This is a genomic window from Akkermansia massiliensis, assembly GCF_018847375.1.
Classification (GTDB): domain Bacteria; phylum Verrucomicrobiota; class Verrucomicrobiia; order Verrucomicrobiales; family Akkermansiaceae; genus Akkermansia; species Akkermansia massiliensis.
Genome location: NZ_CP072036.1, coordinates 901,793 through 927,603, shown reverse-complemented (window position 1 = coordinate 927,603; position 25,811 = coordinate 901,793). Strand labels below are relative to the sequence as shown.

20 protein-coding genes are annotated in these 25,811 nt (G+C 59.3%); 7 read left to right on the top strand and 13 right to left on the bottom strand.

Translation table 11 applies throughout. The features are described 5' to 3' along the window. Window positions 1-281: 281 nt before the first annotated feature. Entirely contained in the window at window positions 282-1,304 is a 1,023-nt protein-coding gene (locus J5W70_RS03875; RefSeq protein WP_022396339.1) for a YeiH family protein, read from the bottom strand. Between the two features lie 121 nt (window positions 1,305-1,425). Beyond that, on the bottom strand, window positions 1,426-2,325 hold the full coding sequence (locus J5W70_RS03870) for a LysR family transcriptional regulator (RefSeq protein WP_102721556.1): 900 nt from the start codon (window positions 2,323-2,325) through the stop codon (window positions 1,426-1,428). Window positions 2,326-2,483: 158 nt separating this feature from the next. Here J5W70_RS03870 and J5W70_RS03865 point away from each other — a divergent pair, with 158 nt between their 5' ends. Continuing rightward, window positions 2,484-4,034 (top strand): ankyrin repeat domain-containing protein, encoded by a 1,551-nt coding sequence (locus J5W70_RS03865; RefSeq protein ID WP_215442795.1) that lies wholly within the window; start codon window positions 2,484-2,486, stop codon window positions 4,032-4,034. Between the two features lie 344 nt (window positions 4,035-4,378). Continuing rightward, window positions 4,379-4,798: a hypothetical protein gene (locus J5W70_RS03860; protein WP_102721552.1), complete on the top strand. Its 420-nt coding sequence runs from the start codon at window positions 4,379-4,381 to the stop codon at window positions 4,796-4,798. Between the two features lie 18 nt (window positions 4,799-4,816). Here the strand turns inward: J5W70_RS03860 and J5W70_RS03855 are convergent, their stop codons facing one another. Genes J5W70_RS03855 through J5W70_RS03830 form a run of 6 tightly spaced genes read right to left on the bottom strand, consistent with a single transcriptional unit; the run spans window position 4,817 to window position 10,784 of the window. Beyond that, window positions 4,817-5,272, bottom strand: a complete 456-nt coding sequence (locus J5W70_RS03855; protein WP_022396335.1) for a hypothetical protein — start codon at window positions 5,270-5,272, stop codon at window positions 4,817-4,819. 21 nt (window positions 5,273-5,293) lie between these two features. Beyond that, window positions 5,294-6,406 carry a glycoside hydrolase family 43 protein gene (locus J5W70_RS03850; RefSeq protein ID WP_022396334.1) on the bottom strand — a complete coding sequence of 371 codons (1,113 nt, stop codon included), beginning with the start codon at window positions 6,404-6,406 and terminating at the stop codon, window positions 5,294-5,296. Next, window positions 6,403-7,656 carry a prenyltransferase/squalene oxidase repeat-containing protein gene (locus J5W70_RS03845; protein WP_022396333.1) on the bottom strand — a complete coding sequence of 418 codons (1,254 nt, stop codon included), beginning with the start codon at window positions 7,654-7,656 and terminating at the stop codon, window positions 6,403-6,405. Before J5W70_RS03845 ends, J5W70_RS03850 begins: the two co-directional genes overlap by 4 nt. Before the next feature lie 3 nt (window positions 7,657-7,659). Then, window positions 7,660-8,886 carry a prenyltransferase/squalene oxidase repeat-containing protein gene (locus J5W70_RS03840; protein WP_022396332.1) on the bottom strand — a complete coding sequence of 409 codons (1,227 nt, stop codon included), beginning with the start codon at window positions 8,884-8,886 and terminating at the stop codon, window positions 7,660-7,662. Window positions 8,887-8,903: 17 nt separating this feature from the next. Next, entirely contained in the window at window positions 8,904-10,088 is a 1,185-nt protein-coding gene (locus J5W70_RS03835; protein ID WP_022396331.1) for an HlyD family secretion protein, read from the bottom strand. Window positions 10,089-10,103: 15 nt separating this feature from the next. Beyond that, window positions 10,104-10,784, bottom strand: a complete 681-nt coding sequence (locus J5W70_RS03830) for a hypothetical protein (RefSeq protein WP_022396330.1) — start codon at window positions 10,782-10,784, stop codon at window positions 10,104-10,106. A gap of 189 nt (window positions 10,785-10,973) precedes the next feature. Here J5W70_RS03830 and J5W70_RS03825 point away from each other — a divergent pair, with 189 nt between their 5' ends. The 4 genes from J5W70_RS03825 to asnS all read left to right on the top strand — a co-directional run bounded on the left by J5W70_RS03825 (window position 10,974) and on the right by asnS (window position 15,028). Beyond that, a complete protein-coding gene (locus tag J5W70_RS03825; protein WP_102731256.1) occupies window positions 10,974-11,693 on the top strand; it encodes a hypothetical protein in 720 nt (239 codons plus the stop codon). Between the two features lie 38 nt (window positions 11,694-11,731). Then, window positions 11,732-12,049: a thioredoxin gene (gene trxA, locus J5W70_RS03820; protein WP_022396328.1), complete on the top strand. Its 318-nt coding sequence runs from the start codon at window positions 11,732-11,734 to the stop codon at window positions 12,047-12,049. Between the two features lie 297 nt (window positions 12,050-12,346). Then, window positions 12,347-13,552, top strand: a complete 1,206-nt coding sequence (locus J5W70_RS03815; protein ID WP_022396327.1) for a C39 family peptidase — start codon at window positions 12,347-12,349, stop codon at window positions 13,550-13,552. A 108-nt stretch (window positions 13,553-13,660) separates the two neighbouring features. After that, the gene (gene asnS, locus J5W70_RS03810; RefSeq protein WP_343123152.1) at window positions 13,661-15,028 is read left to right on the top strand and encodes an asparagine--tRNA ligase; all 1,368 of its coding nucleotides are present in this window, start codon (window positions 13,661-13,663) and stop codon (window positions 15,026-15,028) included. Between the two features lie 170 nt (window positions 15,029-15,198). On the opposite strand, the gene J5W70_RS03805 is transcribed toward asnS, so the two are convergent. Then, window positions 15,199-15,942 (bottom strand): PEP-CTERM sorting domain-containing protein, encoded by a 744-nt coding sequence (locus J5W70_RS03805; RefSeq protein ID WP_022396325.1) that lies wholly within the window; start codon window positions 15,940-15,942, stop codon window positions 15,199-15,201. Between the two features lie 365 nt (window positions 15,943-16,307). Further along, on the bottom strand, window positions 16,308-19,466 hold the full coding sequence (locus J5W70_RS03800; RefSeq protein ID WP_102727631.1) for an autotransporter family protein: 3,159 nt from the start codon (window positions 19,464-19,466) through the stop codon (window positions 16,308-16,310). 508 nt (window positions 19,467-19,974) lie between these two features. On the opposite strand from J5W70_RS03800, the gene J5W70_RS03795 reads away from it, so the two are divergent. Further along, on the top strand, window positions 19,975-20,940 hold the full coding sequence (locus tag J5W70_RS03795) for an alpha/beta hydrolase (protein ID WP_022396323.1): 966 nt from the start codon (window positions 19,975-19,977) through the stop codon (window positions 20,938-20,940). A gap of 47 nt (window positions 20,941-20,987) precedes the next feature. Here the strand turns inward: J5W70_RS03795 and J5W70_RS03790 are convergent, their stop codons facing one another. From J5W70_RS03790 to mpl, 3 genes are all read right to left on the bottom strand, one after another. Continuing rightward, window positions 20,988-22,997, bottom strand: a complete 2,010-nt coding sequence (locus J5W70_RS03790) for an ATP-dependent helicase (RefSeq protein ID WP_022396322.1) — start codon at window positions 22,995-22,997, stop codon at window positions 20,988-20,990. A gap of 83 nt (window positions 22,998-23,080) precedes the next feature. After that, window positions 23,081-24,400, bottom strand: coding sequence for an OmpA family protein (locus J5W70_RS12890; protein WP_022396321.1), 1,320 nt, complete (start codon window positions 24,398-24,400; stop codon window positions 23,081-23,083). 24 nt (window positions 24,401-24,424) lie between these two features. Continuing rightward, complete coding sequence (gene mpl / locus J5W70_RS03780; protein ID WP_022396320.1) at window positions 24,425-25,807, bottom strand: UDP-N-acetylmuramate:L-alanyl-gamma-D-glutamyl-meso-diaminopimelate ligase; 1,383 nt, start codon at window positions 25,805-25,807, stop codon at window positions 24,425-24,427. Window positions 25,808-25,811: the final 4 nt, after the last annotated feature.

The window sequence follows — 25,811 nt, the reverse complement described above, 5'->3', positions numbered from 1 at the left end:
GTACTATAGCGTCTCCAAACGGTTTGGCTATGAATTTTTGTTGGGGCAGGCTGGGAAAACCTGCCGCAGCAGCGGGAATAGGAGCGGTTTACTGCCCGGATCCGCCGGGAAACGAATGATAAATCCGGAATCAGGGGCTGCTTTTTATCTCAAGGAACTCATGTTGAGTAGCCGTTTCTCTGTTGGAAACCGTTCCGTTGCGGATGAAACGGCCTTTTTGCTTCCGTACGGGGAGGAAACGCGGATGCATGCTTCCCCCGCAGGCGAAAGGTCTTTAAAGTTTAGAAGCTGATGAGCTTGACCAGCCAGTAGCCGCCGAAGAAGAGCCAGACGTACAGGAGGCCCGCAAGCAGGAAGGGGCGCGCTCCGGCTTTCTTGAACTTCTCAAAGCTGGATTCTGTGCCCAGAGCCGTCATCGCCATGGTCAGCAGGAACGTGTCCAGGGTGTTGATGGCGTCCACCAGTTCGGCAGGCAGCAGGTGCAGGGAATTGAAGCCGATGACGGCGAGGAACAGGAACGCGAACCAGGGGATGGTGATTTTACGTTTTTCGCTGTTTCCTCCGGCGGCGGAGTCCCGCCGCGCCAGGATGATGCTCAGGATGACCAGCACCGGGGCCAGCATCATCACGCGGATCATCTTGACGATGATGGCCGGGTCGGAGATGGCCTGCCCCATGGCGTTGCCGGCGCCCACCACGTGGGCCACTTCATGAAGGGTGGCTCCGGTAAAGAGGCCCATCTGTTCCGTCGTCAGGTTCAGCATTCCGGCCCGGTACAGGGCCGGATACAGGAACATGGATAGCGTGCCGAAGATGACGACGGTGGAAACGGCCACGGCCGCCTTGTAAGGCTTGCTTTTCACGACGGGTTCCGCGCCCAGGACGGCCGCCGCCCCGCAGATGGAACTGCCGATGGAGGTCAGAAGGGCCGTGTCCCGGTCCATTTTCAGCAGCCGCCCCAGTCCCGCGCCCAGCAGAATGGTGAGAGAGACCACAATGAGGTCGATCAGAAGAGCCGCTCCCCCGATGTCGATCACGCTCTGGAAGGTCAGCTTGAACCCGTACAGGACGATGCCTGTTCTCAGCACCTGCTTGGTGCAGAACTGGATGCCGGGCACCCACGCTTCCGGAAGGTGGTTGCGCAGGCTGTTGGCGTAAAGCATCCCCAGCACGATGCCGACGATCAGCGGGCTGAAGGAGAGGTGTTTCACCCATTCAAAGTCCGCAATGTAGAAGGCGGAAAAGGAGAACAGGACGATGAGCAGGATGCCGTGGAGCGGATTGGCGAGATGTTTGGGGGACATGGGCTGTAGAATGATGGCTGCGGCCGCCCGTCTTGTCCGGAGGGGGAACGTGCCGGAACGGCTGCGTGGGAGATATACTCCACAATCATCATAAAATCTAATCAGAAATTGTTATAGGCGATTAGATTTTGTTATAATAATTCCGGCAGAATTTGATGAATAATTCATTGATTCTGCTGTAGTCTCCGTGCCCGTTGGCAAAGTGAAAGGAACGGCGGATTTCCAGATGGCGGAGATGGATTTTTTTCAAATCCCCGCGTTTGAGCTCTTCCCGCACGGCGAGGGAGGAGAGAAAAGAGCATGCCGGGGAATGCGCCAGATACATCTTGATGCTTTCCGTATTGCCCAGCGTCATCAGGACGTGGAGGCCGGAAGCGGCGATTCCGTGTTTCTTCAGGACTTCCTCCACCACCCGGCGCGTGCCGGACCCCGGTTCCCGCATGATCAGGGGAACATGGGAGAGCTGCGGGAGGGAGAGGCCTTCCCGCGGGGCGGCGGCATGAGAACCGCCCGCCAGAATGATTTCATCCTCCATGAAGGGCAGGTAATGCAGGTCCGTGCGCCTTGCGGTGCCTTCCACGATGCCGAGCTGCACGGCTTCATCCTGCACGGCCTGTTCGATTTCCTCCGTATTGCCGCTTTTCAGCCGTATGCGTATTTCCGGATAATGGCGGTTGAACAGGGCCAGCAGCGGAGGCAGGACGTACTGGGACATGGTGGAGCTGGCTCCCAGGCTCAATTCACCGGAAACGGGCGTATTCCGGCCGGAAGACATGTCTTCCGCCAGCGTTTCATATTCCTTGAGGATGCGGCGGGAATGGACCAGCAGGCGCACGCCTTCCGCCGTCAGGGCGATGCCGCGGCCTTCCCTTTTGAACAGGCGGGCGTCCAGCAGGCGTTCCAGCTCCTTGATATGCCGGGTGACGGCCGGCTGCGTGATGAACAGCTCCTCCGCCGCGCGCGTGAAGTTCAGGCGCCGCGCGACGGTCTCAAACACTTTCAGCCGGAAATCCGTAATCATGGAGAAGGCATGCATTCAACCACGCCTCCGCGTTCCCGGCAAGCTCCTTTCCTTCATGCGGTTGCCCGTTGAAAAGAAAAGGCCGTGAAATCCGGATGATGACATGATGGCGGCTCGTGCGGGGAAGCCGGAAGGAAGAGAACAGGAGCAGCATGGGCATGAGATGGCGGATTATGGCCGCGGCGGCATTTTGCGTGGCCGGGTGGGCTTCCGGGGATGTGCCGTCCGATCCTTCCAGGGAGTTTTTACTGCCTTCCGGAACGTTGAAGGCGTTTGCCGAATATATACCAGCCTATGGAAAAGGTGCGGTTCCTGGTCCGGAGGAGACGGAGCCTGTCCGTCTGGAACAAGCGATAGACGCCACCCGGGCGGCAAAGGATGCCCGTGCGCTGAAGGAAGCCGCCGCCGCACTGGACGCCTATTGGCAGTCCCGGCTGGATGCTCTTTATGCTCCCGTAGCCGCCTGGTTGGCTTCACGGTGGTTTGTAAAGTCGGAATTGATTGAACATCAATCAAAGTGGTTTAAGGAAATGCCTCTTCAGGAATTGCAGGATGAAATAGTGATGGAATCCTGGGTGCAGGCGCAGGTGGCTTGGGAGGCATTTTTAAGAGCGGATGAGAGGTTTTACAGGGCGTGGATGCTGGCCGCCCAAAACCGGCGCTCTGCCATGAAGGGGGAGGGCGTACCCGATGCCGGGTCATTGGGAGAGCTGGAGGAGGCGGAAGTCCATGTGCGCCGGGCCTTCAAGAAGATGGAACGGATGATGGCTATTGCGGATACGGCCTGCGCGACGAATGCCTACCCGCTGGTAGACGTTGCGCCCGTGGATCCCGGCTGGCAGGAGAATGACCCCGTGCTGCAAAAGGTGGAACAGGCCGTTTGTTCTTCTGAATATCCCTTCGTCAAGTTCCTGCTGGGCTCCTACCGGAATTACTGGAAGGCCCGGTTGTCCGGTATCCGGACGGCTTTCTTGCCGGAGAATGGCTGCAGTTTCATGCGTACCGGATGGGAGGACAGGCTCCGGGAGGCGGACCGGGCGTGGCGGCGTTATGTGGTTTTTTCCGTGGAGTATGAAATTCAGCCCGGCATTTATTTCTGGAGTTCCGGGATAGGCATTTACATGACGGCGCATGAGTCGTGGCTATACCGCCAGAGGTGCCGGGATTTGCTGGCCGTCGCGGGGCTGGTACCGGAGAGAAGATCAGAGGGCTTCACCAGCCCGGCCCGGAATTTTGCCGGCTTTGGGGAAGCGCGTCTGATCGCGGAGCGCATGGCAGCAGCCGGAGGATCGTCCGCTGCGGCTTACCGAAAATTGTCTGAAAACCTGGAAAGGCTGCGCACGGATTTATTCAGTTCGGTTTCTCCCTGGCCAGCCGTTTTTTTGGCCGTGGAAACGGGGGATGAGAGCATGCTTCGTTTTCTGATGTCCCGGCTTCGCCTGTCCGGGGAGGATATGCTTCCGGGCGGTACGACGACTCCCCTGATGAAGGCCGTTGCCTCCCGATCCGTTCCCCTGGCGGATATTCTGGTTTCGTGCCGGGAGCTGCTCAATGCGGTGGATGCCAGGGGCCGTACGGCGTTGGACATGGCGCTGGAGCGCGGGGATGGGGGAGATGGCCGCGTTGCTGCGGCGTCACGGAGGCATCACCGGAGAAGAACGGAAAAAGGAGAGAGAACATTCCTCCCCTTCCTCTCCGCCTGCGTATGACTGAGCCGGAGCCGGGAACGTTTTTCAGAGCTGGTGCGGGAGGTCATTCCCGGCAGGTTTTTTTGTTGGAAGGGGAATGGTTTTTGTTAATGCCGCCTTACCTGCCCGGAGCATGATTGTCCGGAATATTCCGGAGGGTGCAAGGGCTGGAAGAGGTCCCGATGGTTTCCGGCGTGCAGCAACGCGTTCAAGACGGAGATAAGACAAACGGGCGGAAGTTCTGTCATTCATAAACGTTTCTGTTTGAAAATAAGTGAATTTGGAAAGTTTTCACGGCACAGTGGAAGTTCCCGGAACCGTGCATCGTCTGAACGGAACGAGACGGGAGGGAATCAAATGCCTATATGAAACTGCATTCCATGATCATTGTCGGCGGAGCCGGCCTTTTGCTGTTGGGGGCCTGTTCCCCTTCTTCCTATCAGACCACGTTCCCGGAACCGGCCTATGTGAAGGTTTCCACCAATAACGGAGCCTATGCGCCTTATCCGGACAACCCCATCGGCCAGCAGGAACTGGTGTACTGGTATGATTCCCTTACTACCCCCATGACGGTGGTGGCGGAAGTACCGCCCACTCCCATCGTCACCAAGGGCCCCGGCCCGGTGATCCTTGATTCCAACGATTTCTCCGCGAAGCTGTACCGGGACAGAACGGAAATCAAGAAGAAGGACAAGGATGGCAACTGGGTCACCAGCGTGCGCCCCACCACTCCCGCTGACCAGCGCATGAGGAATTATGTGATGGCTTCCAAGAAAGCCCGTTAATCTTTTCCTCCGTTAAATTCAGGAAAACCTGTCCGGCCTGCTTTCCTCTCCGGAGGAAGCAGGCCCGGCTTGTTTACAGGCAGGTTTTTCTTCCCATTCATCCGCGGAAACGGGACGGCGGCGAACGCTTTTCCCCGGCCATGGGAGGTAGGCGTCCGTATAAAAGGAGGAGCCGCAGCCCCGGCATTCCAGCATGATGCCTGTATCCGGCCTTCCCTGTTCCTCCGGCGTCTGCGAGGCGGGGCGAAGCCCGGCATGCCCGCAGTGTGGGCAGCGGATGGGGAGAGGGGCGGCATATTGAATCATCAGAACTGCCGTGCAGACGAGCGCCCAGGCAATGTAACCGGCCCAGAAAGGCCATTCCGGATTCAGCAGCCAGATTGCCGTGACGACGGGAATGGAGCACATGGCATATAGCAGGGTGCTCTTCTGCCTCGTGGCCAGGAGGTGGAAGCAGTAGATCGTATCCTGCATGAAAGAGGGGGAAGGAAACGGTTACAGATCCTTCAGGGTCCATTCATCCTTCCATTCCAGAATGATCTGGTCGCCGTCCCATTTCATGGGAAGCCACATGTGGCGGCCGTCAATGGCGTTTTTGGGCCGCCAGATGTCCGCCATGAAGATGAATTTGCCGGGCTTGCCCTGTACGGGCAGGATGTAGGTGCTTTGTCCGCCGAAGGTGATATTGGCCTTGGGCCCTACGCAGGGATTTTTGAGCTCCGTCCACGGTCCGGCCATGCGGGGGGCCACGGCGCTGCGGGCCGCGTTGGGCGCCCAGCCGGAGCAGCCGGAGGCGATCATGTAGTATTTCCCGTTGTGCTTGCAGATGGCGGGAGCTTCCATGTAGCGGTTGACGAAGACGCGGACGTATTTTCCGTTATGCCCGGTGTAGTCCGGCGTCAGTTCCGCGATGTGCAGGGTGATGTTCCCTTCGGAGGAGTAAATATGGTAGGCCTTGCCGTTGTCGTCCACAAAGATGGTCATGTCACGGCTCATCTGGCCGCCGGGGAAGTCCCTGCGGATGATGCGGACATAGTCAGGCATCTCCTTGGTGAACTCGGTCGTCTGGTCCTTTTTGTCCAGATTCAGGGGCCATTTGCCCGGATTGACGCGCCCGGCTTTCAGGAACGTGAACGGACCGGTGGGCTTTGTGGCCGTAGCCACGCCCGCGTACGCGGAACCGTAGCCCTTCCCCCTGAGTTCCAGGTGGAACCACATCACGTACTTTTTGGTCTTCTTGTTGTAGACCACCTTGGGGCGTTCCAGGATGCAGCCCTTGGCGATGGGGTGGGAGTTGTCCCCTTCCACCACTTTCAGGGCGATTCCCTCGTCCTTCCAGTTGTAAAGGTCCCTGGAGGAATAGCAGTGCACGCCCACCTGGGCGCGGTTTCCGGCGTCCCCCTCCACCTTGTGTTCCCCGTACCAGTAGTAGGTGCCCTTGTCGTACAGAATGCCGCCGCCGTGGGCATTGATGTGCACGCCGTTGTTGTCCGTCCAGATTTCACCGGGCTTGAAGGACGTGTGCCGGACCGGCGTTTCCGCGGTGGAAACGGCGGCCGCGCCGCAGAACAGGCAGAGCGCCAGAAGGGATTTCATGGTGTTTGTCATGGCCGGAATGGTGTGGAAGTAAGGGATGAAGGCGGTTCCGGCTGTCCGTACAGCTTGTCCCACGCGCGGGAAAGGGCGTAAAGGGCGTAGCCGGTGCCGTAGAATTTGTGATAATTGTACAGGGGGTAATCCCACCAGGAACCGTCTGTTCCCTGACGGGTGAGGATGTCGTCCGCCAATAGAGACGCATGGCGTTTTACCTGATTTGGGGCCAGCATGTCCAGACACATTCCTGAATAATAGTATCCGTAGTAGAAAAAGTAGCCGGAATTCTGGGCGAAACTTTCATGGGGAGTGGGCTTGTGCAGGGCCATCGTCAGCCATCCCCGGCGGCTCCACAGGCGGTCCAGTCCGTCCACGAGCTGGCGCAGGGAGATGTCCTCCGGCTCCCAGAGCCTGATGGCGTAGTCACAGGCGGGGGTGCGTGCCAGGCTGCCGGTGTGGCGGTTGATGGGCCGGCCGGGATAGAAGGCATGCCCCAGGGAATAGACGTAGGTTCCCGCCGGCGTCCTCTGGGATTTGAGGAACTTCAACGCGCGGCTGAATATTTTGTTGTCCAGCGACAGGCCGAATGATTTTCCGGCCATCCAGGCGGAGATAAGGACGGTTCCCGTCAGGAAGGAGGTAGGCTGCGCCGCGGGCCGTTTGCTGAAGCCGGAATAGGTGAGGTAGCCCCAGCCCCCCATGGCGGAAGCCAGCTCATTGAGCTTTTTCACCTGGGAGCCGGCGCAGCTTTTCAGCTCCCGGTAGCGCGGGCTGTTCCGGTCCAGTCTTGCGGCCCGCATGCTCATGGCGTCCAGCACGTAGGTATGCGCCCAGGTGTTGTACACGCAAAGGGAGTCGCCGCGCTTCAAATGGGGCATCGTACGGATCAGGTAGTTTTCCGCGCGGGTCATGGCCTGCTGCACGGCGGGTTCGTTGTGCAGGGGGCTGGCGTTAAGCCCCGCAATGCACAGGGCGGTGCTTGCCGTCTTGAAGGTGAGCGGGCCGTCCGGATAGGGGCAGAGGATGTTCCAGGTGCCGATCACCCGGTGGTCGCCCCAGGAGCCGTCCCTGTTCTGCGTTTTCAGCAGGAAGTCTACGCCGCGGCGGAACGCCTGGTCAAATTGTTCGGATTTCGCGGGCGGGATGTCCGGAATTTTGGCGATCTGGATGGCATCCGCCTTTTCCGCCTGCGCGGGTTTCCCGTGCGCTGCGGGAAGATGCAGGCACAGAATCGCGAGAAGGCTGGTCGTCAGCAGGCGGAACATGGGTCAGGAGGCCGTTGCGGCATTGGAAGGGTACAGGGATTCCCTGACGCGGGAGACGGCGTACAGGGCATAGCCGGTACCGTAGAATTTATGGTAGTTGTACAGGGGATAGTCCCACCAGGAGCCGTCTTTTTCCTGCATGGGCAGGAGGTCGCTTGCCAGATGGGAGGCATGGCGCGCCAGATGTTCCGGGGCCACTTCCTCCAGGCAGCGGGCGGCGTAATAATACCCGTAGTAGAAGAAGTAGCCCGCGTTCTGGGCAAAGCTTTCATGGGGAATGGGCTTTTTCACGGCCAGGGAAAGCCAGCCGCCGCGGCTCCAGATGCGTTCCAGGCCGTCTTCCAACTGCCGCCTGGAGATGAAAGCCGGGTCATACCGCATCAGGGCCAAGTCTCCGGCGGGGGTGCGGGCCAGACTGCCGGTGTGGCGGTTGATGGGCCGGCCGGGATAGAAAGAGTGGGAAAGGGAATAGACGTAGCTGCCGGCAGGGGTCCGCAGTTTTTCCAGGCAGGCGACGGCGCGTTTGACGACTCGGGCATCCGGCTTGAGGCCGAAGGCCTGTTCCGAGTCCTTGTAGGCGAGCAGGACCGTAGCCGTCAGGAAGGAGGTGGGCTCTCCGATGGGACGTTTGGAAAAGGTTTCAAACGTATAATAGCCCCAGCCGCCCTGGACGTCCGCCATCTGGTCCAGCGCCTTGACCTGAAGGCCGGCCACTTTTTTTAGTTCCGCATACAGGGGGGAATCCGCAGGAAGATTGCGGGCCGCCCGGCTCAGGGCGGAGAGGCCGTAGGCATGGCCCCAGACGCCGAGCACGGTGCGCGTGTCTCCCCGTTTCAGGGTGGGCAGCGTGGTTAGCAGGTATTGCACGGCCTTGTCCAGCGCGGCCTTGACGGCGGGGTCCTCCTTCAGGGGGCTGGTGAGCAGGCCGATTACGCACAGGGAGGTGGAGGCCGTTCTGAACGACCTGGGCCCTTCCGGGTAGGGGCAGATGACGTTCAGCCCCTTGGTGCGCGTATGGCTTCCCCAGGAGCCGTCCCTGTTCTGTTCCTTCAGCAGGAAGTCCGCCGCCTTCCGGATGGAGGCGTCCAGGGTTTCCCGGGAGGGCGGTGGAACGTCCGGCACCCTGGCAATGGGAATGGTATCCCTTTTTTCCGCGTTTTCCGCCGGAATGGAGGCGCAGAGCGCCGTGCTGGCCCCCAGGGCGGCGAGAAAAAAGACGGCTTTATTCATGGAGGTCCGTAGGGGGATCAGGCCTGCTGGTCCTTGATGGTGACCTGGACGGGGAGGCCGGGAGCGAAGATCTGGCTGGCGGGAACCTTGGGCGTGATGATGATGCGGCGCTTGCCGTCCGCCCCCGGAATGGGGCTGGCTTCCGTAATGACGCCGGGAATCTGCATGTTCGTTACCTTGATGACGACGGCTTCCCCCACCTTGGGCGTGGCGGTGGAGTCCGGCAGCGTGGCCTGCACGATCAGTTCCGAGTTCGGCGGGACGATGGTGGCGATTTTGTCAAAGGCTTCCAGCTTGCCGCCGGGCTTGAGCTTTTCCGCCACCGGAATGGCTACCCATTTGTCCGCCACATAGCCGCCGTACAGCAGGATGCCGTTTTCAGGGGCCTTGAAGGCGGCCATTTCCCGGTCCGCTTTCAGTTCGTTGTATTTGTCCTGAAGGCGGCGCAGGGACACCTCCGCCTCCGTCAGGGCTATCTTTTTCTGTTCCAGGTCAAAATCAGCCTGCTTCCGGGCCTGTTCCAAATCCATCTGCTTTTCCTTGACCGCCGTGGCGTAGTCTTCCCCCAGGCGGTGGATGTTGCGCAGCTTGGCCAGCTCTGCGACTAGCTTGGCTCCCTGGACGGCAAATTCGCTTTCCCCCAGTTCGTTTTTCAGGCGCTTGAGGATGATTTCTTCCGTTTCCTCCGCCACCTGGTCATCCTTGTACATCTTGGTAAGCTGGTTCAGCTCCTCCTGCTTGTAGGACATGTGGCGCAGGGCCTTGTTGACGCGTTCCTCTTCTTCCGCCAGCATGCGGGCCTTCCGCTTTTCCAGGAAGTCTTTCTGGTCCTCCTCCGTCCGGGTCAGGGCCGTCTGGTATTTTTGCAGAGCCAGCGCGGAGCGTTCCTTCTGCTGGTCCAGGGCGTACCGGAGTTTCAGCACTTCCAGGTTTTTGCTCTTGATGGTGCGTTCGTAGTCTTCAATGCTCTTGTCCAGGATGCGGAAGTCCGCCTGCGCCACGGATTCCCCCTTCTTGACGGAGCTGCCCTGCGGCATGATGCCGAGCAGGAAAATGTCCGAGCTCCCCTTGGGGGAGAAGGAAATGGACTTGGTGTTTTTCTTGGGAAGCAGGATGCCCGGGGCAATGGAATCCGCCAGGGCGGGAATTCCGATGAGCAGGGCGGCCAGAAGTCCGGCCGTTGTAAGAGTTGTGCGGTTCATGGTGGCAGGATGGAATCAGGATTGATGCGCGGAAAAGGGGACGAAGCGCCCCTTCTTTCCAAGAATAACGGTGTGAAAAGTGGTTTTCTTTCCTTTATGTGAGGCAGGCACGGCCTCCGTGCTCAGTTCAAAACCCGCTTTTTGGAGTGTGCGGGCAAGCCGGACGTCCGGCCGGGCCACGGTGATGACCAGCAGGCCGCCCTGCTTGAGCGCGGCAAAATAGTCGGAAGCCTCCGCCACGCTCAGGTTCATGCGTTCATGCGTGGAACGGCACAGGATGGCGTGGAAGCTTTTCGGGTTTTTGCGGGCGATCTGGAGCGCCGGAGTGAATTCCACGCTGACGCGGGGATCGTGCAGGAAGCCGGGGCGTTCCCCGTCCATCAGCTCCTGGTGCCAGTCAACGAGCGGCTTGCAGGGCTCCGCTACGATGAAGCGGGCCTTTTCCCTCTGGACCAGGTCCATCAGGGCAAACAGGGTGAACCCCAGGCTTAAGCCGTCCAGGAGAAAAGCGGGCTGGTTGGCCCTTTTAACCGGGGCTGCCGCCATGGCCGCCGCCGCTTCATTGCTCCCATGGGAAAAACTGGACGCGAGCTGCACGCCGTCACGAAGAAGAAAATGGAAGCCGTCCCGTTCCCAGAGGTCGAGAATGGAACCGTCGGGCAAGGTGGTGGAAGCTAATTTGGTAATGGGTTTCATATGAAATAATGCCGGATACACAGCGTAGGAAAGAACGCTTTTCAGGGCAAGTCCGGACAGCGTGTTTAGGATGGAATACGCTCCAAATTAAAAAAAATTGCATGGAATTTGGGCTTTGCGCATTCTTTTTCTTGATTTACGGTCGGAAATAAGCGAGAGCTATCGTTCAGCACAGCTATTTTTTCCGATATGAGTAATCCACCTCCCCCCTCCATTCCGGGCGGTACTCCGCCTCCGCCCAGCATTCCGACTCCGCCGGCCGCTCCCTCCGTGCCCAAGGCACCGGCGGCTCCCTCTGTCCCTCCCGCCTCCGGCGCTCCTGCGGCTCCCGCCGCACCCGCCGCGCCGCCCGCTGCTGCTGCGCCCACCATTCCCCTTCGTCCCGCCGGGCTCGGCGGAGGCATCAAGCTTGGCGGCGGTTTGAAGACGGTTGCTCTCGGCTCCGCCACGACGCCCGTGGCTCCTCCCGCCGGTGCGGCACCCGCAGCCGCTGCGCCCACTGTTCCCCTGACCCCTCCCGGGGCAGGCATGGCGACCGCCCAGCTTCCGCAGGCCACCATCGGGCTGAATACCGCTCCTGCGGCCGCTCCGGTTTCTTCCGCCTCCTTTACGGCCAAGAAGTTTGAAGAAGATACGGAAGCGGCCCCCAATACGCTGCTCAATATTCTTTCCTTCGTGGCTCTTGCCTTTGCGCTTATTTTCGTTGGTTATCAATACGCCACGGATACCCTGGAAGCCCGCAGCATGACGGGCTGGCTGGGGAGCGACTCCAAGCCCGCTGCCGCGGCTCCCACCTCCGCCGGTGAAGAAGCGACCGATGACGCGGCCGCCGAATCTTCTTCCGATGACGCCTCCTCCGATGCCCCTGCAGAAGAGTCTTCCGATGATGGCGCCGATGCAGAAGAATAAGTGAACATAATGACTGTTGAAATACTCTAAGCGGTACTATGGCAAACGTATTTTCTGAAGCAAATTTTGAGGATGAAGTCCTGAAGTCCGACATTCCTGTGCTTGTCGACTTCTGGGCTACATGGTGCGGCCCCTGCCGCATGATCGCCCCGATCATTGACCAGCTTTCCACGGAACTGGCCGGCAAGATCAAGGTGGGCAAAGTGGATGTGGACGCCAACAACGGCCTTGCCGCTACCTATGGCGTGCGTACCATTCCCACCCTCCTGGTGATCAAGGACGGGGAAATCATGGATACGATGGTGGGAGCCTCTTCCAAGGACGCCATCATGCAGCGTTTGCGTCCGTTCATGTAACCGGACTGGTTTATTCATTCAAGCCGGCCTGCTGCGGAATGTACCGCGGCAGGCCGGTTTTTTGTTCCTGGGGCCTGTCTGAATGAATCCGGTGAAGGGAAGGCTAATAACGGGCCGTCCGCCGGGGTAAGATTCATTTTTTCTTGGCAGGACCGCCATGGAAGAATACATTGTCAGCATGGGCCCCGAGCAGCGGGACCGTTCCTCTACTCCTTTGCCGTTATGCGATTTATCTCTTCATTCCTCTCTGTCTTTTCCGCCTGCTGCCTTCTTCCCGCCGCATGGGGCGCTGGAGACATGGCGCCGGATTTAAAATCCGGCGCGTTCTGGACCCTCCCGCAACCGGATTTGTTTGGGAAATATTTCAACGGGGAATCCGGAGGCTGGGTGGACAGGGACAAGACCCAGCTCCGGATTGCGAAGCCTGCAATCAAAATAGGGGAAATGTCCCTGGGGGAAATGCTGGTGCACTGGAAGGAAGGCGTTCCCCAGTCCATGACCGTCATGATGTACAACAAGGGGGACAACGGGGCCATTGACAAGGATGAGTTTGAAAAACGCCTGGACCGCGTCAGGGAAGGGCTGACCGCTCTCACCGGAGTGCAGCCCAGGGAGTACCGGGCCACCCGGAAGGAGGCGGTGGTCAAGGTCAATGGCTGGTCCTGGATTTGGGACAAGGGGGCGATTACCCTGGAAACCAATACGTCGCGGGAGGGCAGGGAATTTGAAGCGGAATTCATCCGGTTGAAGGCCGGCCCCACGGAGGCTTCCATCGCGAGGGGCGACGCTTCTTCCCGCGCCAGAAAGGCGGACATCAAGCAGCACGTCAGGAAAGAAGGAAAACGGGTGGTCATCCAGGACATTCCCATGGTAGACCAGGGGCAGAAGGGTTATTGCGTGGTGGCGACCGCCGCCCGGATTTTTGCCTATTACGGAATGGATTACGTGGACCAGCACGAACTTGCTTCCCTGGCCAATTCCTCCGCGGAAGGAGGAACCAGCACGGCGGCAATGGCGGAGAACCTGAAAAAGATAGGGGCGCGCTTCCAGATCCGGATCAAGGTGCTGGATTCCCTGACGGACACCCGTGATTTCCGGAATCTGCTGAAAGCCTACAACCGCGCCGCCTCCAAATTAAAAAAGGAGAAGGTGGAGAGTGAATATGACTGGTCCGGCTTCTGGGACAATGCGGACGGGGAGGTGCTGAAGCTGGCGCGCGCCGGGTCTCCGTCCCAGATGGACAAATGGCTCAACGCCATCAGGCCCTACATCACGGCGGGCATTCCCGTGCTGTGGTCCGTTCAACTGGGCATCGTTCCTGAGCCGCTGCGCCTGTCCCAGACGCGCGGTGGCCATTTGAGGCTCATCATCGGCTTTGACGAGGAAAAGAAGACGCTCATCTTCTCGGATTCCTGGGGTGCGGCCCACACGGAAAAGGAAATGCCGCTGGCGGACGCCATCGCCATTACGACGGGGCGGCAGGTTATGCAGCCCTCCAAATAGGGCCGTGCTGCATGCCCTCCTTCCGCTGCCGTAAGCGCCTGAATATTCTCTCCGGAGAAAAGTAATTCTGCTGGCATGGGAAAGGCGCTGTATTATACTTGCGCCATGATCAGCAGAACATTGGTGAAATATGCTTTGAACAGTGAGGCGGAAATGCCGGACGTACTGATTCAGGGCTGGGTGCGTACGCGCCGTGATTCCAAGGCTTTTTCCTTTCTGGAAGTAAATGACGGCTCCTCCGTGGCTTCCCTCCAGGTGGTGGCGGATGCAGGCATTCCCGGTTATGAACGGATTGGGGAAATGGCCACGGGCTCCGCCGTGAGCGTTCGCGGGGCTCTGGTTGCCGGACAGGGCAGGCAGCGATGGGAACTGCGCGCTGCCTCCCTGGAGCTGGTGGGGACCGCTCCGGATTCCTACCCTTTGCAGAAAAAAGGGCATACGCCGGAATTCCTGCGTTCCATCGCCCATCTGCGCCCCCGCACCAACCTGTTCGGCGCCGTGTTCCGCATGCGCAGCAGGCTGGCCTATGCCATCCACCGGTTTTTCCAGGAGAGGGACTTTTCCTGGGTCAGCACGCCCATTATTACCGCCAGCGACTGCGAGGGCGCCGGTGAAATGTTCCGTGTGACGACGCTGGACGTGGGCGACGCCGCCTCCCGTGACGCAGCCCTGGATTTCTTCGGCAAGGCGGCCTACCTCACCGTGAGCGGACAACTTGAAGGGGAGGCGTTCGCATGCGCACTGAGCAATATTTATACCTTCGGCCCCACTTTCCGGGCGGAGAACTCCAATACCACGCGCCATGCGGCGGAATTCTGGATGGTGGAGCCTGAAATGGCCTTCTGCGACCTGTACGGAGACATGGACATGGCGGAAGCGTTCGTCCGCTTCCTGGTCGGCGACGCCCTGGAGAACAGCGCGGAAGAGGTGGAATTCCTGACCCGCTTTGTGGACAAGGGGCTGCGGGAACGCCTGGAGCATGTGAAGGAAACGCCGTTTGTGCGCTGTTCCTATACGGAAGCCGTGGATATTCTGCTCAAGAGCGGGAAAACGTTTGATTACCCCGTTTCCTGGGGCATCAACCTCCAGAGCGAGCACGAACGCTTCCTGACGGAAGAGCATTTCAAATGCCCGGTCATCGTTTACAATTATCCGAAGGAGATCAAGCCTTTCTACATGCGTCTGAACGAAGACGGCAGAACCGTTACCGCCATGGACGTGCTGGTGCCCGGCATCGGGGAAATCGTAGGGGGAAGCCAGCGTGAGGAACGGCTGGACATTCTGGAGGAAAACATGCGCCGCATGGGCATGAATGAGGAAGCCTACCGCTGGTATGCGGATCTGCGCCGCTACGGCACGGTTCCGCACGCCGGATTCGGAGCCGGGTTTGAACGCCTGCTGATGTTCGTGACCGGAGTGACCAACATACGTGACGTACTGCCCTTTGCCCGCACGCCGCGCAACTGCGAGTTCTGACCTGCGCGGGGAAGCTTCCGTTTTTCCGTTCGGGGCGGCGTTGCGCGGCCCCGGAGCGGCCGCGTTGGCGAATGGGGAAATGCTTGTGAAAATTGACCCCGCCGGCAAAAGAAAACCCCGGCTTTCCCTTTGGGGAGCAAGCCGGGGTAAAATCGGTGCTGGGGCAGAGACTACTGTCTCTTTCTTCTTAACAGCAGGGAGCCCAGTCCCAGCAGGCTCAGCGTGGCCGTTGCGGGTTCCGGAACGGTTTCATAGTTGATCAGTACCTTGGTGACGCCGTTTTCTGTGACCTGCGTCACGGTCGCCTGTACCTGGGAGTTGCTGGCGATGTTCAGGCCGCTCAGGTCCAGATTGAGGTTGCCTCCCTGCTGGGCGGATTTGATGGAAGCCAGTTCAATCGTTCCGCTTCCGGAAAGGCTGTTCATATCCAGCGTGCCGGTGAAGGTGACGGTTTTTCCGTTGGTCCAGAAGTTGGTGAGGTCCGTAGCGGTCCAGGAACCGTGTTCCGCCGCCGTAAAGGTGCCGAAATCCAGCGTAAAGTCACGGCCCAGTCCAAAGGCGTTGCTGGATTCAAATACCAGATGGGAATTGCCTTCCAGGGTAAAGGAATTGACGTTGAGATCCCCTATCGTAGTCGTGCAGACCAGGGTGCTTCCGGACCCTACCTGGACCGTATTGGTAGCGCCGAAGAAAGATTGCGCGGTGGACCAGGTAACAGTTCCGGCGTTTTCCCCGATGATGGCGTTGTCATTGGTGCTGTGCTGCGGGAAGTAGCCGTTCGGCGCGCCGTCCACCGTCCAGTTGTTGGAATCTCCATAGATCCCGTTTCCTGCCGCTCCGCTCCAGACATAGGTGGCAGCCTGGGAAATCCCGGCGGATAGGCAGCATAAAATGCAGAATGTAGATAATCTCATGCTCAACAGATACTTTAACAGAGACACGGATAACGGATTTCCAATCCGGCGTCAATGCAAATGTTTGAAGGAGGAACACATCAGGCAAACATATCTTTACTACAACTTAAACGGAAAAGAGGGCACGAGCATTTAATTAATTCATAATTCATTTATTGTAAAATATTTATTTTTTAATAAACCGGGAATCGGATTGGAAATCCGTGCAGACGTCATTCCTTTATTTCGAAATGCCGTTTTTAAAAGAAAAGATTTAATGTGCGGCAGGAGACAGTGGCTGAAACATACGGAAAACCCTTTCCCGCACAGGGCGGGAAAGGGCCTACCATAACCAAGTAAAAGCATGCGCTGAAGCGCCGTCCTACTTAGAACGTATAGCTGATGGCTCCGTTGATTCCATGGGAGGTCAGCTTGTTGCGGGTCTCGAACTGATAGCAGACCCGTGCTCCCCAATTGCTGGAGAAAAGCACGTCAATGCCGGCATTCAGGCGGAATGCGGTGCGACCGACGTTGACGCCGCGCACGTTCCAGGCTCCCAGGGGTCCGCTGACGTTGGACTTGGGATTCATGCGGCTCACATCCTGCGCCGCGGCCACCGTCAAGGCCGGGGTGATGGTGGTGCCGCCGTCCGTCTGGTAGGCGCGGGCAATGGTCACGCCCAACGGAATGGTCCAGTTCTGGGCGCGGGCGTGGTCAAAGGAGCGGCCGTAAGGTCCGCTTTCCGAGAAGCCCTTGAGTTCGGTGGTCATGAATTCGATACCCGTGTAAGGCGTTACGAAGGCCTTGCCGAGTGCGAAGTGTTCCGTCCAGGTGGCGTACAGGCCGCCGCTGAAGGAGTCCGCATTTTCATTGCCGTTGGCGGCGGTTCCCATGATGTAGGAATTGCCCTTGAACTTGGAGCGTCCGTAGGCGCCGTAGCCGTCCAGCGTGAACTTGCTTTCCCTGAAGGGATGCATGCGGCCGTAGATCATGGCCATGAAGGAATCCACGTCGTAGTCGGAGCCGAATCCGCTCTTGTCCTTGATGTCGCCGAAGCTCTGGCCCACTGCAATGCCGATCAGGGAACCCTGGGCAGCCTTGTAGTCAATACCCACGGCATAGCCGCCTGCATTGTACTTGTAGCCGGAGATGCCTCCGCGGGCGTCCTGGTCATCCCAGTTGCCCATGCCGCCTACCCAGATGTTGCCGTTGCCCTTGGCGATCGTCTTGCGGGCGATCGGGGAGCCCTTGGCGTCCACCACTTCAATGGTGTCTTCCGTCTGGCGGGCCATGGAGGCGGCGGACTGGATGCGTCCCAGGTCGGCAAAGCTCCTCAGCGTCCGGCTGGCGGCCCACGCGAAGTTCATCACGTTTTCACCACTGACGGACTGAATCATGTTGGCAGCTTCGTTCGGGTCCGTCACGCGCAGCAGGGTTTCATAGAACTGGGCGGCGGGAGAACCGGCGGCCACGTTCAGGCGGTTGCTTTCCAGAGCGGCCGCTACGGTGTAAACGTTGCCGTTGTAGCCGGACATGGGACCGTCAATGCCCCTCATGTTCTGGGTGATGGTGGTGGTGCCTTCCGTCGTTCCCGGAGCCATGGTGGTGGTCAGGAACAGGTTGTTCAGCAGACGTCCGGAAATGTCCGTGCCGTTCAGCGTGACGTTCACGCTTTCCGTGCCCTTCTTCAGCTGGGCGATCGGGACGGGATTGCCGGTGGCGTCGGATACCTGGATGCCCACGCGGGAATTATCCGTGAAGGTGGCCGGGGTGCCGAAGTCAAGCACGGAGCCGTCGCTCAGGAGCAGGGTGGAATCGCCGCCGAAGGTGGCGGAAGCCCCCTTCATGGTGGAATTCTGCGCCAGGGTCACCTGGCCCGTCCGGATGTCGTAAACCGTATCGTCCGTGCCCATTACGGCGGCGCCGATGGACTGGAGGGGACCGACTTTTCCGGTAGCGGCGTCCACGGTTCCAAAGGTGGCGTGGCCGATGATCAGGTTGCCTTCAAGCTGCCGGTAGGTGCCTCCGAACGTGTCGGTGGCTCCGCCGCCGCCGTAGACGAGGGTGCCCGTGCCGGTCTTCGTCATGACGGTCTGGTCAGCGGCCAGAGGGGCGGCGTCAGCCGTGGGGGCCGCGGGAGCCGCGGTGTCAATGCCGTCATTGATGAAGGTGTAGGCGGTGCCGTCCGTATAAACGTTGATCTGGGTGTTCTGGCCCGCATGCACGGAACCGAGGACGCCGTTGGACGTGTTGTCGGAAAGAACTGCGCCGGAACCGATGTACAGGGTCTGGCCGTCGGCCAGGTTGATGGCGGCCTTGCCGGCGTTGGTGGCGGTGTTGCCCACGACCTGGGTGCCGTCTCCGATGGAGATCTGGCCTCCCGCAGTGATGATGCCGTCAGCGGCGGTATTGCCGGTGATCACGCTGTTGGTGCCGATGGCAATATTGTCATCCGCCGTCAGGGTGGAATTCCCCTTGACGGTGGTGTTGTTGCCCAGGGTGACGCTGCCTTCGATGGTGTCCAGCTTTTCCGTGCCCACAACCGTATTCCAGTTGCCGTCGTCATTGCTGTAAACCGTCTTGTTCAGGTCGACGGATTCCGCGGAAACGGTGGTGCCGTTCAGAACGGTGTTGTCTCCCAGGGAAACATTGCCGCCTACAGTCTTGATGGTGATGGATCCGGCCGTGGTTTCACCAAGGACGATGCCGCCGGAAATGCTGTCATCCATGGAATCGATGACGGTTTTGCTGTTCTGGTTGTTGGCCGCGTCAAACTGTTCCGTGGTCACGGTACCGATCCCGGCCGTGGAGGTCACGTCTCCGTTCAGCGTAACTTTGGCCGCCGGATCACTGACGATCTGGCCGGTAGCCGTCACGGTGTCCTGCATGGTGACGTTGTTGCCCAGGACCACGGCCTGCTCGTTGGAATTGCTGTAGGTGTCGTAGGTCGTCCTGGTATAGGCCTGACCTGCCGGGGGCGTGGAGGGGTCCACCGTGTGGGCCGCCTGGCCGGTAACGGTGACGGCTTTTTCCATGGAAACGTTGTCGCCGATGCCTACCTGTCCGTTCGTGGAAGTGACGGTGGCGCCTACCGTCTTGGGATTGGCGGCGTCATTCGTTCCTTCGATGGCAATGTTCCTGCCGTCAATGGTGGTGGTGTCCGTGGCGTTCGTGACTACGATGTCATTGTCGCTTCCCAGGGGTTCGCTCAGCGTGATGTCGTTGAAGCTGACCTGTCCATTAACCAGATCATAATTGAAATTAACCAGTTTGCCGCTGGGGTCCGCCATTTGGACGGTAACGTTGCCCGTTCCGGAGATGGCGTTCAACTGGGCCCGTTGTTCCTGGGTCAGTGTGATGTTATCGGAGCCTGCCGGCACGGTGATAGTGATGGTTGACGCTTCATTCGAGGCGGCAGCCTGGTTCCAGGCCGTCACGAATGAATCGGCGCTGTTGGCCGCATAGTTAGCTGCCGTAGCAACGGAGAAACTGCCAAGGCAAGCGATAACTGCTGCCAGCAGCATATGTGGGAGTCTTAATTTCATGCTTTTTTATTTGTTTAATGATTAGGTGGTTATGCGTTCGTGACAATCACGGCGCCCGAGGTTTTAGATGATTCTCGTTCCGGGCTGTTCAGTGGGATGACATGGGAAGGTTTGATGGAGATGGGAATGAAAATGATTCAGGATAAGATGGTTGCGGCTATTGTCTGGCGGTCTTTGTCATGACAGGGTTTTTAAACCTGGAGCCGGAAAGGAATTCCAGAAAGCTTCCAGTAAATTCATTTTCCTGAGAAGAAAAAATATCTCATTGATGGTGAGGGATGTATGATGTTTTCTGGGTCCTCTTTTATTTTGCTGTTTCCTTCCCGGAATAATGGCCGTGAAAATGGTTCAAATATAAATAAGAAAATTTGTTTCCGGCTGTGGTGGCAGTTTGGATGCTCCGTTCCGCCTCTGCAAGAATGGAACTTTCCGAACAGGGATGTGTCCAAAGCTGTGCAATCAGGCGAATTTTATTGACTGCCAACGGTCGGCAGCCTATTACCGGGGAATGACTACCCGATTGTTTACGGTCCTCGCGGCCGTGTTGCTGCCGCTTGCCCCGGCGCAGGAGGCCGATGTGCCGCACCAGCCGCGCGTGTGGACCAATACCGCCGGCAAAACCATCACGGCGGCTTTTGTCCGCTTCAACGCCGCCGGCAGGAAAGTTTCCCTTAAATTGGAGAAAGGCCGACAGGTGGAACTGCCTCTGGCAAGCTTGTCCGGGAACGACGTGGACTGGATCAAGGAGCATGTTCCGGAAGCCATGAGCAACCAGGAGCGCATGCAGCGGCATACGGAAGGAAGGCTGGGGAAGATCACTAAAATCCCCGCTACGGATTCCTATCCGGAAGCCTTTGTCTATTATCCATCCACGCTGAAGGCGGAAACTCCGCCTCCCGTCATCATTCTGTTTAATTCCGTAGGCAATGGACAGCACATGGTCCAGAAATTCCGGAAGGCCTGCGAGGCCAACGGATGGGTGGCCCTGGGATTGACGACGTTTAAAAATTCGGAGTCCAAGGAACATGAAGCCGGACTGGGCAAGCTGTGGACTTCCACGAACGGGAGTTTGGAGAGAATGGCCTTTTTTGATGCGGACCGCATGTACATGGGCGGCATTTCAGGCGGAGCGTCCCGTGCCTTTACATATAGTGAGCGCAGGATTCCGCCCGTCCGCCCGTGGAAGGGGATTGTATCCATGGGCGGCTGGCTGGGAGGGAAGGACCGCCTCACGTGCCCCACGCGCATGGCGGTGGCTATTATCAATGGAGACAAGGACGGAGGAGCCAACAGTGCCGTCAGCCATGACGTCAAGGTTCTCAAAAGAAGGCAGTGCGCCATCAAGGAATTTCCCTTTCCAGGAAAGCATGAAATGCCGCCGGACGAGAATTTGGTGGAAGTCCTCAAATGGATGGAGGAGGTGTCACCCCAGACCTCCGCGCAGCGTCTTCCCTCCCCGGCGGAAAAGGATTAAAGACCCGGTGCGCCCCGCATTTACCGCAGGAAGGGGGGACAGGCTTCTTATTCTACCGCCCACTCCTCCACCAGGCTGGCCGGGAATTCATCCAGAAAGCGGGAGGGCATCTGCATGAAGGTTCCTCCCTGCGCGCGGCAGTTCCAGCGGGGGTAGGTCAGGTAAAGCTGGTCTTTGGCGCGGGTGATGCCCACGTAGAAGAGGCGGCGTTCCTCCTCAAGACCCGCCAGGTCTCCGTCGTCAATCACCCGCTGGTGCGGGAACATGCCGTCGCACAGGCCGATCAGGAAGACGACGGACCATTCCAGCCCCTTGGCCTGGTGGATGGTGGACAGGGTGACGGCACCTCCGGAGAGGTCCGCCGCCGCGCTTTCATCATCCGTATTGCCCAGCAGGGAAAGCTGGGAGAGGAAATCCTCCGTGGATTCAAAGCGTTCGGAGAATCCGGCCAGGTGCAGGAGATCCTGCCTGCGCTGGTCGTAATTCTCAAAGGCGGCCTGCATGTACTCGTCATACACGGCTTCATTGATGGAAATGAGCATGGAGGCCGGCCCGGCGATTTTTCCGGCTGGGGCCAGTTCATCCAGCGTGTAGCAGAGCTGCGTCCAGGCCGTTTTGGACTTGGCCGGGACCGGAAAATCCAGCATCAGGGCGGAGAAGGATTCCGGCGGCGTTTCCAGCCGGCTTTCCGGGCAGGCGGCCCAGCGTATCCAGAGCTTCTGGGCCATGCCGGGACCGATGCCGGGCAGCAGCATCACCATGCGGCGGAAGGAGAGTTCATCCCTGGGATTGACCACAAAGCGCATGAACGCCACCACGTCCTTGATATGGGCCTGTTCAAAAAACCTGATGCCGCTGGTGATGCGGAAGGGGATTTCCCCGCGGGTCAGTTCCATCTGCAATTCCATGCTGTGGAAGTGTGCGCGGTAGAGCACGGCTATTTCATTGGGGTCCGTGCCTTCTTCAATGAGGTCCCGGATGCGCTGGGCGACAAATTTGGCCTGCATCCTGTCGTCGTTGAGCGGAACGAGGGCCGGGGGCATTTCCCCGGTAGGCCGCACGGAGCGGAGCCTTTTTTCAATCTGCACCTCGTTGGCGGCGATGGCCGCGTTGGAGAGCTCCAGAATTTCCGGCACGCTGCGGTAGTTGGTCTCTATCTTGAAGGTCTTTGCCGCCGGGTAGCGGGTAGTGAAGCTGAGGATGTTCTCCATGTCCGCCCCCCGCCAGGAATAAATGCTCTGGGCGTCGTCCCCTACTACCATGAGCTGGCCGTGTTCCCGGGACAGCAGGTCGATAAAGCGGCTCTGGAGGTAGTTGGTGTCCTGGTATTCGTCCACCAGGATGTGCTGGAAGCGGGAGCCGTACAGGGCGCGCAGATGCTCCTGTTCCTGGAAAAGCCTCACGACGTTGAGCAGCAGGTCGTCAAAGTCCATGCTATTGGTTTCCTGCTTGCGGGCCACGTACTGTTCATGCACGTCCAGGATGGCGTCCAGGTGGTTGGAGAGGTACGGATAGGCGTTTTCCAGCGTTTCCTGGATATTGGCGCCCTCATTGTCCGCCAGGCTGAACAGGGAGGAAAGGACTTCCGGTTTGGGGAAGCGGGTGGATTTCTCATCCAGTTTGAGGGACTTGACCACGCTTTTAATCATGGATTTGCGGTCGTCGGAATCCATGATCGTGAAAGCCGGAGTATAGCCCAGGTATTCCGCGTGCTGGCGCAGGATGCGGTTGGCAATGGAATGGAACGTGCCGCTCCACAGGCGGGACAGGTCCAGGGGAATCAGAGAGCGAACCCGTTCCGTCATTTCCCGCGCCGCCTTGTTGGTGAAGGTCAGCAGCAGGATGTTCCACGGGTCCGTGCCGTGGTCCAGGAGCCACGCCACGCGGTAGGTCAGCGTGCGCGTTTTTCCCGAACCGGCCCCTGCAATGACGAGCGCCGGCCCCGGTTCCGAAGAAACGGCTGCATACTGTTCTTCATTAAGGGCCGTGCGGTAGTCGATCCCGGAGATGGGAGCGGCTGGTGCGGCATCCTGCTTGATGACGTAGCGGCGGGCCATGCGTTTCAGTTAATAGTTAATAGAGAATAGTTAATGGGATTGGTTGAAAAACTTTTCTCTCCACTCTCCACTCTAATCACTCTTTAAAAGTCCAGGTACATTTCCGCGCGGCGGTTTTCCTTGCGGGCTTCATCCCGCGTTCCTTCGTCCGCCGTGGGGGAGTAGGTGCGGCGCGGTTGTGATTTGCCGAATCCCTTCGTGATGATTCTTTCCGCAGGAACGCCGAACTGGACGAGCTGGGCCTTCACGGCCGCCGCCCGGCGTTCGGAGAGGCCCTGGTTGTAGCGTTCACTCCCCACATCGTCCGTGTGGCCGCTGATTTCCAGCTTCTTGCCGCTATCCGTCTTGATGGCCTCCGCCACAATCTGGAGCTGGCGTTCGGAACGCTTGGACAGAGAATCTTCATTGAAACCGAAGAACAGGGCCAGGGAATCGCCCCCCTGCGGATTCTTCACGATGGGGATGAAAATGTCGTCTCCGGCCCCCTGCCGTTTCGTGTAGGCTTCCAGCATGTTGTCCAGGGAGGCTTCCGCAATCAGCCATTGTTCATCCTTCTTGGCTACGGTCAGGCCCACGTTGCCGGCTTTCCTGCCCTGGGCGTCCTGCAGGTGGACGAAAAAGCCCGCATTGGTGGGCGCTTCATAGGCGGTTTTGATGGGAGCGTCCTCCCGGAGGCGGAAGGCGCCTTCTTCAAACAGGATGCACAGCCCGGCCACGGTGGCGTCCTGCACCTTGGTTCCGTCCACGAATTTCCGTGCCGTGCGGAAGTCCGCCTTGGCAACGGCGTCCATGAAGGAGCTGACGATGCCCATGGGATCGTTCATGGCCATGGGGGCGGCCTTGTCCTTGGCCAGGTCCTGCTTGCTGGGCAGCGTAAGGGTGTCCAGCGTCCACTGCTGCTTGTCATTGCGCTTCATGTCCAGGTAGCCGCGCGCGCCGCTGCTGAAGTTGAGCGTGTATCTGGCCGTGGGGTTGGCCCCCTGGTTATTTGCGCCGATGCTGGTGATGCCGGGGGTGGAAAGGCGCACATGGCGCGCTTCCATGAGTTCCCGGATGATGCGGCCCTGGGCCTCCGTGACGGCCTGCTGGATTTCCAGGGATTTCAGGGTGTCCGCGTCCCGGTCCTGAATAACCTTGGCAATCGCCTGCGCCAGCGTCTGGGGGGAGCTGAGGTTGACCAGGGAGGACGGCGTGGCCGTCTGCCGGCTGATGTCTTCCTTGGTGAGCGGGTCCACGGTGGGCTGGGGCGTCACCGTCTGGCGCGGAGGAACTTCCGTTTGCGCCGCGGGTTCAGCGGGGGCGGGCTCCTCCTCCCGGTTTCCCAGGAACAGGAAGACCAGGGCCAGGCTGCCCACGACCAGGAAGCTGATGATGAAGGCGGTGATGGTGGATGCGTTTTTCATTGGAGGTGAATGTATGAAAAAGGGTCAGGCGTTCAAGGCTTCCAGCAATTTGGCGTGAATGCCGTCAAAACCGCCGTTGCTCATTACCAGAATAACGTCTCCCGGCTGGGCTTTCTTGCAGACGGCGGAGACGATTTCCTGCGCCTGTCCGCCGATCAGGGCGTCCTTGCCCAGCGCGGAGAGGTCATTGGAGAGTTTGGTGAGGTCCAGGCGTTCCTCCAGGGCCACCTTGTCCGGATGGTCCACGGCGGCCACCACGGGGAAATCCGCCGTAGCGAGGGATAACGCCAGTTCATTCTGGAAGATGTTTCTGCGCGTGGTGTTGGAGCGCGGCTCAAAAATGGCCCAGATGCGTGATCCCGGGTAGCGCTGGCGCAGGCCCAGGATGGCCTGCTTGATGGCCGTGGGGTGGTGGGCGAAGTCGTCCACCACGGAAATGCCGTTGACCACGCCCTTGACTTCCTGGCGGCGGGCCACGCCTTCAAAGCGGCCCATGGAGTCCGCCAGCTGCTTGACGTTCAGCCCCGCAAATTGTGCGGCGGCAATCGCCATGGCGGCGTTCCGGATGTTGAATTCCCCGATCATCGGCACGTAGTAGCGGGTTCCTTCCAGCGTGAAATGGCTGCCGTCCGTGGAGGTTTCCACGTCCAGGATGCGAATGTTGGAAGAGTCGGAAAAGCCCAGCGTCTTGACGGGGCAGGGGGCCCCCTTCACCACGTCCAGGCAGTTGGGATCGTCCGCATTGACCAGCGCCAGGCCGTTGCGGGGAATGATCTGGGTCAGGCGGCGGAAGCTCAGCTTGATTTCCTCCAGGGAATTGTAAATGTCCGCGTGGTCGAACTCAATGTTGTTGATGACCACCAGTTCCGGCAGGTAATGCAGAAATTTGGAGCGTTTGTCGAAAAACGCCGTGTCGTATTCGTCCCCCTCCAGCACGGAGAAATCGGAATCCGTAAAACGGCCGCCGCGGCCCAGATTACGGGCGATGCCGCCGATCATGAAGCTGGGGTTCAGCCCGGAGTCCTCCATCAGCCACGCCAGCATGGACGTGGTGGTGGTTTTGCCGTGGGTGCCGGTCACCACGTAGTTGCGCTTGCCGCGCAGGAAGTATTCCTTCATCGTCTCCGGCAGGGAGAGGTAGCGCAGGCGCCGCTGGAGCACGGCTTCCACCTCCTCATTGCCGCGGCTCATGGCGTTGCCGATGACGATGACGTCCGCGTCCGCGGGGATGTTGGAGGCCTTGTAGCCTTCAAACAGGGTGATGCCCTCCTCCTCCAGGAAGGTGGACATGGGGGGGTAAACGTTGGCGTCTGAGCCGGTGACGGTAAAGCCGCGGCGGGCCATGGCGGCGGCTACCGCACCCATGGCGGTTCCGCAGATGCCGAGGAAATGAAAATGGCTGTTCATGACG